The sequence below is a fragment of the Fictibacillus sp. EA-CB0309 genome, from assembly GCF_055814265.1.
On sequence record NZ_CP169271.1, the window covers coordinates 199,481 to 213,904 of the forward strand.

General features: G+C 41.9%; 14 protein-coding genes and 2 pseudogenes. All 16 read right to left on the bottom strand.

Going from position 1 to position 14,424, the window contains the following annotated elements:
- Positions 1-42: 42 nt before the first annotated feature.
- The 16 genes and pseudogenes from ACEWFH_RS01325 to ACEWFH_RS01400 all read right to left on the bottom strand — a co-directional run bounded on the left by ACEWFH_RS01325 (position 43) and on the right by ACEWFH_RS01400 (position 14,413).
- Positions 43-240, bottom strand: coding sequence for a helix-turn-helix domain-containing protein (locus tag ACEWFH_RS01325; protein WP_066238222.1), 198 nt, complete (start codon positions 238-240; stop codon positions 43-45).
- On the bottom strand, positions 192-725 hold the full coding sequence (folK, locus tag ACEWFH_RS01330; protein ID WP_473725827.1) for a 2-amino-4-hydroxy-6-hydroxymethyldihydropteridine diphosphokinase: 534 nt from the start codon (positions 723-725) through the stop codon (positions 192-194). Before folK ends, ACEWFH_RS01325 begins: the two co-directional genes overlap by 49 nt.
- A pseudogene (folB, locus tag ACEWFH_RS01335) lies at positions 726-1,087 on the bottom strand (dihydroneopterin aldolase).
- The gene (gene folP, locus ACEWFH_RS01340; RefSeq protein ID WP_473725828.1) at positions 1,080-1,898 is read right to left on the bottom strand and encodes a dihydropteroate synthase; all 819 of its coding nucleotides are present in this window, start codon (positions 1,896-1,898) and stop codon (positions 1,080-1,082) included. The pseudogene folB and the gene folP overlap by 8 nt, the downstream one beginning before the upstream one ends.
- 61 nt (positions 1,899-1,959) lie before the next feature.
- On the bottom strand, positions 1,960-2,808 hold the full coding sequence (gene pabC / locus ACEWFH_RS01345) for an aminodeoxychorismate lyase (RefSeq protein WP_473725829.1): 849 nt from the start codon (positions 2,806-2,808) through the stop codon (positions 1,960-1,962).
- Positions 2,793-3,389: an aminodeoxychorismate/anthranilate synthase component II gene (gene pabA, locus ACEWFH_RS01350; protein WP_473725830.1), complete on the bottom strand. Its 597-nt coding sequence runs from the start codon at positions 3,387-3,389 to the stop codon at positions 2,793-2,795. Before pabA ends, pabC begins: the two co-directional genes overlap by 16 nt.
- 30 nt (positions 3,390-3,419) lie before the next feature.
- A pseudogene (locus ACEWFH_RS01355) lies at positions 3,420-4,845 on the bottom strand (anthranilate synthase component I family protein).
- Between the two features lie 103 nt (positions 4,846-4,948).
- On the bottom strand, positions 4,949-5,107 hold the full coding sequence (locus tag ACEWFH_RS01360) for a hypothetical protein (protein ID WP_473725831.1): 159 nt from the start codon (positions 5,105-5,107) through the stop codon (positions 4,949-4,951).
- 105 nt (positions 5,108-5,212) lie between these two features.
- Positions 5,213-6,139: a cysteine synthase A gene (gene cysK / locus ACEWFH_RS01365; RefSeq protein WP_473725832.1), complete on the bottom strand. Its 927-nt coding sequence runs from the start codon at positions 6,137-6,139 to the stop codon at positions 5,213-5,215.
- A gap of 157 nt (positions 6,140-6,296) precedes the next feature.
- Complete coding sequence (gene hslO / locus ACEWFH_RS01370; protein ID WP_473727179.1) at positions 6,297-7,181, bottom strand: Hsp33 family molecular chaperone HslO; 885 nt, start codon at positions 7,179-7,181, stop codon at positions 6,297-6,299.
- Positions 7,182-7,193: 12 nt separating this feature from the next.
- Positions 7,194-7,964: a type III pantothenate kinase gene (locus ACEWFH_RS01375; RefSeq protein ID WP_289493708.1), complete on the bottom strand. Its 771-nt coding sequence runs from the start codon at positions 7,962-7,964 to the stop codon at positions 7,194-7,196.
- Positions 7,965-8,515: 551 nt separating this feature from the next.
- Positions 8,516-10,420, bottom strand: coding sequence for an ATP-dependent zinc metalloprotease FtsH (ftsH, locus tag ACEWFH_RS01380; RefSeq protein WP_473725833.1), 1,905 nt, complete (start codon positions 10,418-10,420; stop codon positions 8,516-8,518).
- A gap of 48 nt (positions 10,421-10,468) precedes the next feature.
- On the bottom strand, positions 10,469-11,008 hold the full coding sequence (hpt, locus tag ACEWFH_RS01385; RefSeq protein ID WP_289493711.1) for a hypoxanthine phosphoribosyltransferase: 540 nt from the start codon (positions 11,006-11,008) through the stop codon (positions 10,469-10,471).
- A gap of 14 nt (positions 11,009-11,022) precedes the next feature.
- The gene (gene tilS / locus ACEWFH_RS01390; RefSeq protein ID WP_473727180.1) at positions 11,023-12,411 is read right to left on the bottom strand and encodes a tRNA lysidine(34) synthetase TilS; all 1,389 of its coding nucleotides are present in this window, start codon (positions 12,409-12,411) and stop codon (positions 11,023-11,025) included.
- Positions 12,412-12,723: 312 nt separating this feature from the next.
- On the bottom strand, positions 12,724-13,698 hold the full coding sequence (locus ACEWFH_RS01395; protein ID WP_473725834.1) for a serine/threonine protein kinase: 975 nt from the start codon (positions 13,696-13,698) through the stop codon (positions 12,724-12,726).
- Complete coding sequence (locus ACEWFH_RS01400; RefSeq protein ID WP_473727181.1) at positions 13,661-14,413, bottom strand: vWA domain-containing protein; 753 nt, start codon at positions 14,411-14,413, stop codon at positions 13,661-13,663. Before ACEWFH_RS01400 ends, ACEWFH_RS01395 begins: the two co-directional genes overlap by 38 nt.
- Positions 14,414-14,424 lie beyond the last annotated feature (11 nt).

Below are 14,424 nucleotides of genomic sequence, written 5' to 3' on the forward strand. Positions count from 1 at the left end.
TATATCACCTCGTTTCACTTGTTGTTTTTGTTATCTATCTTCTTACTGTAACTCTTCAACGTTAATGCTGAATTGATTCGCTATTTTATGAAGTAAATCTACTTTGGGCTTTCGGCTGCCTCTTTCTACTTCACCTAAGACGGATACTGAAATTCCTATATCTTTAGCAAGCTGTTCTTGGGTATAGCCTTTTAATTTTCTGAACGCACGGATGCGTCTTCCAAGTCTGTCTTCTTCCATATGCGTACACCTTCTTTATCTCTTTGTTCGCAAAGGACTTGATGTAACGAAATTGTTTTCTCCGGATAAACATCATCAGGAGCAATTTCACTTAGAGGTATGAGAACAAATGCCCTTTCAAGCATACGTGGATGCGGAATCGTTAACACTTCCGTCTGTATACTTACACTATTATACAATAAAATGTCAAGGTCTATTGTTCGCGGTCCCCATTTTTGAACCCTTTTTCGGTCCAGTTTATTCTCCACTTCTTGCATTTTACTCAAAAGTTCCTGTGGAGAAAGCTCCGTTTTGAGTTTTAGTGCTAAATTTAAAAACAGAGGCTGATCCGTAACACCAACAGGATCTGTTTCGTAGATCGATGAAATGGATTCGATAATGATCTCAGGGTACTCTTCTAAAAGCGAGATTGCTTTTAGAAGCAATTGCTCTCGATCCCCCATGTTAGAGCCAACTGACAAATAAGCGATATTGTTGTTCGCCATCTATGCGCGCCCTCTTGTGATCTCTACCGCCACCGATTCATAGTGGCCTGGAATGGGGGATCCGGCTTTATAACTTTAATCGTTACCTCATCAATCAAAGTAAACTTCGCAAGCAACGCTGCAGAAATCGATTCAGCCAATGTCTCTAACAGCTTTACCGAATCACCTTCCACTATCTCTTTAACAGCGTTGTATACTTCTCCGTAGTTGACCGTATTGTCCAGTTCATCTGACAGTCCCGCTTTTGAAAGGTCCATAGACAATACGACGTCCACGTTAAAACGCTGTCCAAGCTTTTGCTCTTCTGCAAAGACTCCGTGATAGCCATAAAATTTCATACCGTTTACATACATTTTATCCATGAGATAACGCTCCTTTACCGAGCATGATATCCATCATTTTTGCCATTCTGCTTATTTCCTTTACGTCATGAACACGTACGATCGAACAGCCTCGTTCAATTCCAAGGCAGACTGTCGCGCCTGTTCCTTCCACCCGTTCTTCTACCGGAAGATCGAGCGCCTTACCAATCATAGATTTTCGTGAAGTTCCTAATAGAACAGGATAGCCCATATCCACGATTTCATTCAATCTTCTTATCGTTTCAAGGTTCTGTTTAAACGTTTTAACAAAACCAACCCCTGGATCTAAGATGATATTCTCAGGATTGACTCCCGCCTTAACGGTAATTGCAATGCTATGCTCTAAGTCTGCAATCACATCCGGCATGAATTCTTGGTAGTTTGTATCGAATCGATTATGCATCAAGATAACAGGCACATTGGTTTCGGCCATTACTTTCGGCATGTCAGGGTCAAATTTCGCTCCCCAGACGTCATTGATGATATGAGCACCCGCTTTTACCGCTTGATAGGCTGTCTCAGCTTTATACGTATCGATTGATAAAGGAACGTCTACCTCATTTTTTAATGCTTCAATGACTGGAATGACGCGCTCAAGCTCTTGGTCGAGTGGTACCTTCTCAGCTCCAGGTCTTGTGGATTCACCGCCAATATCAATAATATCAGCCCCATCCATCACCATTTGCTTCGCGTGGGAAATAGCTTGTTCGATCCGGTTGTGATGCCCGCCATCTGAAAACGAATCAGGCGTGACATTTAGAATCCCCATCACATATGTTTTTTTGAAAAATCCAGTACGTATTCGCCACAATTAAGCTTAGCCTGTTTGAATAACATTTCATGCATGGAGAATCTATCCTTTCAAAAATACATCAAATACTTCGGTGTTGTTTTTTTGTATGTTCGTTATAGAGTCTTCTATACAGATTGTAAATTTCACCTTCCGCTCCCGGAAACTCTTTATCTTGAAACTTGCTCACTGGTACGAGTTCTTGAATCGAGTTCGTAAGGAAAATTTCATCCGCTTCAACTAATTTCTCTATTTTATAATTCCCCGTTTCAAGAGGAATGTTCAGAATTTGTGATATATTCATTACCCATTTTCGTGTGATGCCTTCTAAAATACCTGTAGAAGCCCCAGGAGTAAACAGCTTGTTATCACTGTACCAAAATATGTTCGACACCGTTCCTTCGCTGATGAATCCTTCTTGTGTTAAAAAAACACCTTCTTGATTTACAGCTGAAAGTTCTCTCTTGCCAAGAATGCTGTTTAAGTAATGATGTGATTTTAGCCTCTTCTCACCCTCTGGTGTATTTCGAACCGTTTTTAGCTGAATCAGTTCTTTTTCAGCAATCGTGCTGCTTTCTACGAGAGGTTTTGTAAATAAAATAACTGCAGGGTCTTCGTAAGGAAGAGTCTGCAGCCCGATATCTCCCATACCCGCTGAAACATTCAACCTAAAATAAGCATCATCCATCTCATTTTTGCGCAGCAAAGTTTCTACCATTTCAATCACGGTATCCGCATCAAGCTCCAAATGAATATTCAGTTCTATTAAAGCTTCCTGCAGACGATTTAAATGTTCATGAATCAAAAAAGGAAAGCCGTCATACGTTCTGAACGTTTCGAACGCACCTAAGCCGTACATGAATCCGTGATCGTACGGCGAGATGACTGCTTCTTCTTTGGAAACGACTTTTCCGTTTAAATAGATGTACATGACGCGTTTTTGCCTTTATAAAAATCGATAAAGTTTCGTAATAGCTTCTTGCCGTCTTCCGTTAAAATGGATTCCGGATGATATTGTACGCCTTCGATCGGAAGCTCTTTATGACGGATTCCCATGATCTCTCCCTCTTTTGTCCAAGAAGAAATCTCAAAGCAATCAGGCAAGGTTTCTCTTTTTACAATCAGGGAGTGATAGCGTGTTGCAGGGAACTCTTGCGCTAATCCCTCATAAACCGTTCTGCCGTCATGAAGAACTGGGGAAACCTTCCCATGCATCAATCGTTCAGCACGTACTACATCTCCTCCAAAAACTTGCGCAATCGACTGGTGTCCTAAACAAACACCGAAAATCGGGATCTTTCCAGCAAAGTATGAAATAGCCTCTAAACTGATTCCCGCTTCATTTGGTGAACAAGGTCCAGGAGAGATCATTAAGAACTCTGGATCCAGTTGCTCTATTTCTTGTATCGTTATCTCATCGTTTCGTTTTACGACAAGTTCCTCACCCATCTCTCCCAAGTACTGAACGAGGTTGTACGTAAAGGAATCGTAGTTATCAATCATTAAAATCATCTCGTCTCTTCTCCTCTCATGTGCTGTGTGTTAAACCAAAATTGACCCGAGCTCACTCTGCTCTTTGGCACGCCACAGCGCCTCTGCTTTTTTAGACTCTCTTTGTATTCACTTTTTGGAATGGAGTCAATCACAATACCAGCACCCGCTTGAACGTGTGCAGTTTCATTTTGACATACCATCGTGCGAATTGCGATATTCATTTCGGTGTCACCGTTAAAACCGATCCAACCCATACTTCCTGTGTAAACACCTCTTCGTACCGGTTCTAACTCTTCAATGATCTCCATCGTTCTTACCTTTGGAGCGCCAGTGATCGTTCCACCTGGGAAAGTCGCTTTAATACAATCGAACGCATCACACTCTGGCCTTAATGTTCCGACCACATTGGATACGATATGCATCACGTGCGAATACCTTTCGATCACCATGAACTCGTCCACATTTACGCTGCCATAGACAGAAACCTTACCAAGGTCGTTTCGTTCAAGATCGACGAGCATCACGTGTTCAGCACGTTCTTTTTCATTTTGAATCAACGTGTTAGCAAGCTCCAAATCTTCTTCTTCTGTTCTCCCGCGCGGACGTGTGCCGGCAATCGGGCGGGTACTTACACAATCACCTTTTTCTTCACCAGAAGTTCCGGCGAAGCACTAACAAGCTGAAAGTCAGGAGTTTGCAGATATCCCATATAAGGTGATGGGTTAATTCTTCTTAATTCTTCGTATACGTTAAAAGGAGTTGTTCTTAGCGCTTTTGACTGGCGAACAGACAAGTTTACTTGAAACACATCTCCGTCAGAAATATATTCTTGAATCTTTTTCACCGCATCTACAAAAACATCTTCTGTCATGGATACATGTTTGAAATCTTCAATAGAGAAGCTCTCTACATCTTCTTGACCTTGTTGAACCGATACCGGCGCTTCCCACATTTCTTTAAATGAGCGAAGTTTGTCCAAACGATAAGGATCATTCTTCTCTTCTCCTAGAACAAGGATCCAAAGTGTGCTTGTTTCATGATCATAAACGAAGACATCTTTAAACAATAAGAAATATAGGTCCGGCAAACCGAGATCATCTTCTGACGTTACTGGCAGTTTTTCAAACTCGCGAGTAAGGTCATAGCTTAAATATCCGATTGCCCCACCTGTAAAGTCCGGCAAACCTTCTACTGGTTCTATACTAAAATCTTTAAACCAGTTTTGAAACTGCTCATATACCGGGCCGTTTAAAGAAATAGACTCTTCTTCTGTTTTTATGGTTAATACATGATGTTTACCAGAGACTTCAGCAAAAGGAGAAAGTCCAATGATGCTGTACTTTCCTGTTCTTCCGCTCTCCAACAAAATGTGGCGAGGTTCAGTCGCTGCTAAGAATTTATATTTATAAAACCACTCTTCTTTAGAAAGAGGTATACATGAATGCATGACATGCCATTTTTTGTTCATCCCCATACGGTCACTCTCCCAAAAATCTTCTGCTTACATTGTACATGAGGTGTTTCACTTTGGCACATCTTTCTCCTAATTTCCTGCATTTACATGGGTTTTATCTCCATTAAGAAAGAAAGGATGTTTGGATTAAGCCTGGTTGCTTTGAAAGAGGTCGATTTCCGTTACAGGTTGCTCGCTTTCCGCGGGGCAGGCGGTGAGCCACATTCGGACGTTTCACTCTTAAGTGTCTCACCTGCCCGCCTGTCCCGCAGGAGTCTCGCACCTTTCACTACAATCCCCTTGCAATGAAGAGAAAAACAAAATAAATAATCTTGTAGAAAATAACTCATCAAAAAAGCCCCCAGAAAAGGGAGCTCTCTCGAAATGATTAGTCTTCAAATTGATACAACGGTGTACTTAAATAGCGTTCGCCGTTACTTGGAATAATCGCTAGCACCTTTTTGCCTTTGCCTAGCTTCTTAGCGACTTTTAATGCTGCTGAGATCGCTGCACCTGATGAGATTCCGCCTAAAAGACCCTCTTCACGTGCTGCTTTTCTCGCCCATTCAAACGCTTCGTCATTTGAGATCGTTAACACTTCATCGTAAATATCTGTTTTTAAAATATCCGGAACAAAGCCAGCACCGATCCCTTGAATTTTGTGCGGTCCTGGTTTACCTCCAGATAAAACAGGAGAATCTGTTGGTTCTACAGCGTAGATCTTAATATCAGGATATTTTTCTTTTAAAACTTGCCCTGCACCCGTAATCGTACCACCCGTTCCGATTCCTGATACAAATGCGTCTAATCCATCCGGAAATTGTGACAGAATCTCTTGTCCTGTCGTATCTCTATGAATAGCAGGGTTCGCTTCATTTTTAAACTGCTGCGGCATGAAGTAGCCTTTTTCTTTAGCTAGCTCTTCTGCTTTTCTGATTGCTCCGCCCATTCCTTCAGGTCCAGGTGTTAAAACTAGGTCTGCGCCATATGCTCTAAGCAGATTTCTTCTTTCTAAACTCATTGTTTCAGGCATGACAAGGACTGTTTTGTATCCTTTTGCAGCGGCAACCATGGCTAAACCAATACCCGTGTTACCACTTGTCGGTTCAACAATTGTATCATCTGCTTTTAGTTTTCCGCTTTTCTCTGCATCTTCAATCATAGCTAATGCGATACGGTCTTTCACACTGCTTCCAGGGTTCATAAACTCTAACTTCAGATAAACATCTGCCATATCCTCTGTCGTAATGCGATTCAATTTAACAACAGGTGTCTGACCAATCAAATCCGTTATCGATTGTGCTACTCTTGCCATTTGCCATCACTCCTAAAACCGAGTATTTTTATTGGATTAATTGTAGCAACTCTGGAAATACTCTGTCAATTTAATTGCACAAGGAAGTTATCTATTACAATGGTACGCAGAATTTTTCTTTTCATGTATAAAACAAAACCCGGAAAGAATTCCGGGTTTACGCTTTAGCTTGATCGAGCAATGTTTGAAGTTCTTCTTTTGAAAAGATGTACGTTGCATTACAGAACTGACAATTCGTTTCCGCTTGACCATCTTCTTCTATTATATCTCGGATCTCCTGCTCACCAAGACTCACGATTGCTTGTCCAAAACGCTCATGTGAGCATGTACACTGAAAACGCACTGGAGATTTTTCTAAAATTTGAACTTGATCCTCACCTAAAAGCTCAAATAAAATCTCCTCTGGTGTCATCCCTTTTTCAATCAATCGAGAGATCGGGGGAATCGCATTGATTCTTTCCTCTAATAGATCAACGATTGTATCTGAAGCATTCGGCATCACTTGAACGATAAAACCTCCAGATGCTTTGATCGAATTATCCGGATTTACCAACACCCCAACACCAACCGCAGATGGCACTTGTTCAGATGAAGCAAAGTAATACGTGAAGTCCTCTCCTAGTTCACCTGAAACCATCGGCACTTGACCTGTAAACTTTTCGCGCATTCCGATATCTTTTAGTACGGATAAGTATCCATCTTTTCCAACGGCCCTTGCTACATCCAATTTCCCTTTGCTGTTTAGTTCAAAGTGTGTGTGCGGGTTCGTCACATAGCCTCGTGTCTCACCTTTTGTATTGCTGTCTACGATGATTACACCGATCGGTCCGCCGCCTTCGATCTTAACTGTGATGTTGTTATCTTCACCTTTTAGCATCATACCCATCATCGTGGATGCGGTCATCGCTCGTCCTAATGCGGCCGATGCTGTTGGCCATGTATCATGTCTTCTTTGCGCTTCACTTACCATCTCTGTTGAAGAGATCGCATAAGCACGGATCTGTCCGTCAAACGCTAAAGCTTTTATTAAATAATCATTCATCGTACTCATCCTTTAACCGTTCTTATTTTTATCGTAAATAAGTAAAAGACCTTTTAATGTCAAAAATGGATCAACGTGATCAATCACGCTGCTTTCCGCTGCTATTAAATTTGCAAGTCCGCCAGTTGCAATAACTTTTGGCTCGATCGAAGTTTGTTCCTTCATTCTTTTTACGATACCCTCTACTTGTCCTACATATCCATAAAGAATACCTGCTTGCATAGCGTTAACGGTGTTCTTTCCGATTACGCCTTCAGGTTTTGCGATCTCAATACGAGGGAGTTTAGCCGCTTTCGTATAAAGGGCTTCTGTAGAAATATTGATACCAGGTGCAATTGCGCCACCCATGTACTGTTTATGTTCATTGATATAACAATACGTAGTAGCCGTCCCAAAATCGACGATGATGAGCGGTGCGTCATATTCATGGATTGCAGCAACCGCGTTAACGATTCGGTCAGCCCCAACTTCTCTCGGGTTTTCGTATTTAATATTCAACCCCGTTTTAATACCAGGCCCTACTACTAATGGACGCTGGTTAAAGTATTTTACACACATGCGTTCTAAAGCAAACATGATAGGTGGTACTACCGAAGAGATGATAATCCCTTCAATTTGCTCTTTATGAATATTAACGTGACGGAACAAATCGAGTATGAGCATGCCATATTCGTCTTCTGTTTTTTCACGTGATGTATGAATTCTCCAGTGATGCTTTAATTCATCATTCTCATAGAGTCCTAAAACAATATTCGTATTTCCGACATCAAACACAAAGATCATGGAATTTGTCCCCGCTTCTTATCTTAAGTTTCTATAATAGTTATAACATAAAACGTATAGGAGTAAAGCAACGCGGCTTATTGCAGTATTGGTTGGATATTCTTCGGTGCTCTTGTAAGTGGTTGATTTCCGTTACAGGCGCTCGCTTTCCGCGGGGAGGCGGTGAGCCACATTCGTACGTTTCACTTCTAAGTGTCTCACCTGCCCGCCTGTCCCGCAGGAGTCTCGCACCTTTCACTACAATCAACTTTGTCAGTGAAGGGAAAGAACAAAATAAACTAAAAACATTTTACAAAAAGATTTTCTAAAAGATTATGCTACAGAAGATTTTTTCAAAAGTACTTCATTGAATAGCTAATTGGAGCGGAAGGGCGAGACTCCTGCAGGATGAGTGGGACAGGTGAGACCATTCAATGACGCAAAGCGGCGAATGGGCTCACCGCACACCCTGCGGAAAGCGAGTCCTGCAGCGGAAATTAGCCTCTCTCAAATGCAGCAAAGCATACCAACCAAAAAAAGGACACCTCAAGATCTGAGGCATCCTTTCTAAATTAATCTTGTTTTGGTTCTTCATCCTTTTTGTTAAGCGTTACTTTAACATCATCAGATGGTTTTGAAATCGTCTTTCGATCAGGCAGTTGACCTGTCTTAACGAGTTCTTTGATTTGTTCTTCATCAAGCGTTTCTACAGTAAGCAATGTTTGAGCGATGATCTCTAACTTAGAATTGTGTTCAGTAAGAATCTGACGGCAGCGCTCGTAAGATTCTTTGATGATGCGCTGAACTTCTAAGTCGATCTCATGCGCGATTGCATCACTATAGTTTTGCTCATTATTGAAGTCTCTTCCTAAGAAGACTTGACCGCCTTGAGAAGTACCGAACTGCATCGGTCCAAGACGTTCACTCATACCGAACTCAGTAACCATGCGGCGGGCGATACCAGTCGCACGCTGGAAGTCGTTATGAGCTCCTGTACTTACTTCTTTGAACGTAATCTCTTCGGCAACACGGCCTCCAAGTAGTCCAACGATTTTATCTTCTAATTCAGGTTTTGTCATGAAGTATCGGTCTTCTTTAGGAAGCATTACTGTGTAACCACCAGCTTGACCACGAGGGACAACGGTAACTTTATGAACAGTATCCGCTCCTTCTAGAACTAAACCGATAACAGTGTGACCTGCTTCATGATAAGCAACGATGTTCTTTTCTTTCTCAGAAATGACACGGCTCTTTTTCGCAGGTCCTGCAATAACACGGTCGATCGCTTCATCAACGTCATCCATATCAATCTTTTTCTTATCAGAACGCGCAGCTACTAACGCAGCTTCGTTTAATAAGTTTTCAAGATCCGCACCAGAGAATCCTGGCGTACGCATCGCGATTGTTTTCAGGTTAACATCTTCAGCAAGCGGTTTGTTGCGTGCATGCACTTGCAATACCTCTTCACGTCCTTTTACATCTGGGCGGTTAACCGGAATCTGACGGTCAAAACGTCCTGGACGAAGAAGGGCAGGATCTAGAATATCCGCACGGTTTGTTGCAGCGATGATGATGATACCTTCGTTTGCACCGAAACCGTCCATTTCAACTAACAATTGGTTAAGCGTTTGTTCACGCTCGTCATGGCCACCGCCAAGACCAGCTCCACGCTGACGTCCAACTGCGTCAATTTCATCAATAAAAATGATACAAGGCGCGTTTTTCTTTGCGTTTTCAAACAAATCACGTACACGTGATGCACCGACACCAACGAACATCTCAACGAAATCAGAACCTGAGATCGAGAAGAATGGAACGCCAGCTTCTCCAGCTACTGCACGTGCAAGAAGTGTTTTACCAGTACCCGGAGGTCCTACTAAAAGAACACCCTTTGGAATACGAGCACCTAAAGCAGAGAATTTACGCGGGTCTTTTAAGAACTCAACAACTTCAACTAGCTCTTGTTTCTCTTCATCTGCACCAGCTACGTCTTTAAACGTAACCTTTTTCTTTTCTTCGTTATACAGTTTCGCTTTGCTTTTCCCAAAGTTCATAACTCGGCTTCCGCCACCCTGGGCCTGGTTCAACAAGAAGAAGAATAAGATAAAGATAATGACAAACGGGATAATCGAGGTGAAGAACGTCACCCAGCCACTCGTCTGTTCCTGCTGTTTAAATTCTACATTTGCAGAATCAGCAAGCTTTTCAACCTCAGCAAGTGTGTTACCTGTTAATGGAGCGTTTGTCTGGAATACTTCTCCTTCTTTAGCTCCCTCTAGCTGGCCGCGGACAACATACACGCCGCCCTCAGGCTGGTAAACGATGCTTTCCACTTTGCCTGATTCAATGTACTTAGTCAGCTGGTCATAACGAATTTCTTTGACTTCATTGTTGTTGCCGTTGAAAAAGCTGACTACTCCAACTACAACTAAAAAGATTAATAAATAAAATATAGTATTACGGAAGATGCGATTCATTCCTTACCTCCTTAGGCGAACAATCAAATCTTATGCGGTTTTTTATTCTTACTTTTCGTAGATCTCTGGCTTTAACACGCCAATGTAAGGCAAGTTGCGGTACTTCTCGATGTAGTCTAATCCGTAACCAACAACAAAAGCATCAGGAACGATAAAGCCCGCAAGATCTGGCGCGATATCAACCTTTCGTCCTGTTGGCTTATCCAGCAAAGTTACAATCTTAACCGATTTCGCTTTGCGTGCCTTAAATAGTTGAACGAGATAACTAAGCGTTAATCCACTGTCAATAATATCTTCTACAATGATAACGTCTCGACCTTCTAAGGAAGTATCTAAATCTTTAACAATTTTTACTTGACCAGATGAAACGGTAGATGCACCATAGCTGGACACTGCCATTAAATCGATCTCGAGATGGATATCCATTCGTTTAATCAAGTCTGCCATAAAAGGTAGAGCACCTTTTAAAACCCCAATTACCAATGGAAAACTGTCCTTATATTCCTCAGATAGCTCTTTTCCAAGTTCTTTGATCTTGTTTTGAATAGCTTCTTCGGATATAAGTGTTTCTAAAATTTCATCATGCATGTTCAACAAGCCTCCTAGACGTCATGGCGATTTTTTTGAAAGCGTAAAATAACCCATTGTTCAGATTGATTTAAAGAAAAGCGTCGAGTGTGCTTAAGTCCAGGAAGCCAAATAATTTCACCGTTTGCATCAACTACAAGCGGCCAGACTTTCCGTTCTTCTTGCGGCACTTTAGCATCAATAAATATATCTTTTAACTTCCGAGAACCAACGCCGGCAATCGCCATCCGGTCACCTGGTTTTCGGCTTCGAACACGTAGCGGGAGACTTACATCTTTCATTGAAAACACAAAAACATCTTTTCCTCTTAGTAAAGCAGGCTCACGATCTGTTATTTCAGCAGCAACAAGTCCATTCGGCAATTCCACACTGCCTGGCAGCTTTAGCGAATAATCATAAGACCATTCCTCATTATTGACGGCCGGCTCAAAACTTAATAAACATCTGTCATAAGTTCTGCGGACTACTAAACCTGACGGAAAATGTAAAGACCCAGATGGATGCTCACTTCCGAGCAAACTAAGAAAGTTTTCCTTATGTACAGAGGAAAGAGATGAAGGATTAATTTTATACAGATAGTTCAATATTAGTGTAATCCCTCTTTTTTGTAAAGGAATAGGCATCTTGTTAAAAGCGGATACAGATAACTCTATTTTCCCCTCTGTTTGACTGATTAAAACCTTTTCTAACTCTATTTCAGCCAGTTTCAATATATACGCTTCATCTTCTGAAATAGTTTCACTTAAATACTGAAATCTTTCATGCACGCTAGGATTTTCCTTTTTTAAAAAAGGCAGAATATTTTTTCTGAATCTGTTTCGTACATATTTGTCACTATCATTGCTTGAATCATAAACAGGAAATAGGTTTTCTACTTTACAATAATGCTCGATTTGCTTCTTTGTTATTCCTAAAAAAGGACGAATTATTTCGCCGTTTGCAAACGGCCGTCTCAACGGAATTCCTGCCGAGCTGAAACCTTCACTTCCTCTTGTCATTCTCATGAGCATCGTTTCGACTTGGTCATCACCATGGTGCGCCAATGCTAATGCATCTGCATGATGTTTGTGCATCACTTCTTCAAAGAACTTATATCTGCATGTTCTGGCAGCTGTTTGAAGCGATAAGCCATGTTCTTTTTGATAGTTTGCAACATCCGCATTGCCGCCTTCAAATATAATGTTTCGTTCTTGGCAAAAGCTTTTTACAAAAGCAAGCTCTTCAGCAGATTCTTTACCTCTGAGCTGGTGGTCGAACGAAGCTGCAATTACATTAATTTTATAAAAAGAGGACCTTTTCCATAAATAATGCAATAAAGCTAATGAATCGGGTCCGCCTGAAACACCGATCACTACTTTTTGGACTGATGAAAGAAGCTGGTGTTTTCTAATAAAGTTCTCCACTTCCTGCAAAGCGAACCGCTCCTTCACTTTCGATATCTTTTTAAAAGGCTGTTTTCGTAACCTTTGATGTTCTTAGGAGTGGTTGATCTCCGTTTCAGGATGCTCGCTTTCCGCGGGGCGACCGGTGAGCCACATTCGTACGTTTCACTCTTAAGTGTCTCTCCTGACCGCTCGTCCCGCAGGAGTCTCGCACCTTACACTCCAATCAACCTGTCAATGGAGTCAAGACATAAAAATTGCCCTAGAAGCAACAATCTTTTAGAAAAAGAGCCTCTTAAAATCATAACAAAGAAATGCAGGAACTAACACCATTTACATCGTCTGACCGAGCATGTAAAACAAGTACACAATAAAAACAAAGGTAAAGACTAAAAAAGTTTCTGCGATAAAGCTGCTTTTCTTTTTCTTTTGAGCTTGTCTAGTTGCCGGTCTTTGAGATGCATGTTGATTCTGCTTTTGAGATGATTTGGCTTTATCCTTTGCATTTAACAGAAGAACGAGTTCGTTTCTCATCTCTTCTGCATAACGGTATTTTCCGTTCCACGCCTTATCCAATATAGAAGCGTATGGCTTAAGCATCGGACTTCCTGTTATTTTCGCATGCATCTGTTTGTCAGGATCGCCGTGTTTCGCAAATCGTGAAGGATAAGCCAAATTCACCATTACCATCCCTGCAGAGAACAAATCATATGAGGGCTCTGCTTTTCGAGACCCTTTCCCCCAGTATCCCCTGTCATAGAATTCGGTATATTCTTTGATTGACCGGTCCATCACAGTGGTTCCTCCGACATCTATCCAGCGAATGCGATAGGGAGGTCCTGTCACGAGTAGATTATCAGGCTTCAAATCTCCGAACGCCCATCCAGCCTGATGCAATGTGTGCAGATCTGTCAGAAGTTGTACAAGCAAAATGCCTGCCCACTCTGAAGATTTTGTTTTCATAAAATCAAACAGCGTTTCTCCTTTTAAGTATTCCATCGCATAAAAAGGATACGTGCTATTACGTGCCACCCAGTCATCCACATCGATTAAAGAAGGTCCAAGGACTTTCCCCTGGACCTTAGAAAAACGCTTCAGCACATTCACTTCAGATGTGATCGACATCTGGTCATGTCCGATTTTAAGTGCGACCACTCCACGATCCGAATCAGCTAGATAGACCGCGCCTGTTGCTCCATATCCTAGACGGCGGCGGATTCGATACTTAGAATGATTCCACTTTCCGCGTATTTCCTCACCAACAACTAAGTTACATACCGGACTCGTTCGTATATCCTGGGGCATCATCGGACAAGAATCTCCTTTTTGACGAACGTTTACGACCAAAGGCGGCAATTCCTTCTTTTATAGCAGGTCCAGTTGGCGTGATTCCACCCAGTGTAATCTTAGAAAAGATTTTACCGATCGAGTCTAGTTTGGATGACCAGCTTAACAATTCTTCCGCCTCTGATCTTTTCCCTGGAAAGGCATAGATCGAAAATTCATTATCACCAATTCTGGAATTTAACGAGATAGATAGATCAAGAAGGGATTCTTGAACCGTAAGCATCTTATCTTCCATCGAACCCGAAGCATCGATTAGAACCAGAATTTCGAGATTCATTGTTTCTCCCATCTCATCTACGACTTCAATGACTTCCCCTCGTTTATCAGGAGGAAGATCTTCCATCGTCGACTGACTCCCTAGTATTTGCTGCAATTCAGCGTTAACGACCCCTTTAATCGTTTGGGCCATCGCTTTTTGGGTGACCATCTTAACCGTTTGTGCTAGTTGTTTCGTGTAAACCACTTGACTGATCCCGCCGCCAGCCATGGCAATTTCCTCAACTTCTTTCAAACCTTGTCTATGATACTCAGGTGCATTTTCGTTTAGAACACCAATTACATTAACAGCAATTCCTTGTTCATGAGCAAGCGCAGCCATCGCTACTGGATCCTCGCCTTGGTTTGAACACCCATCTGTAATAAGCAGTATTTGACGCAACGTTCCTTTGTTCCGCATCACTCTAACCC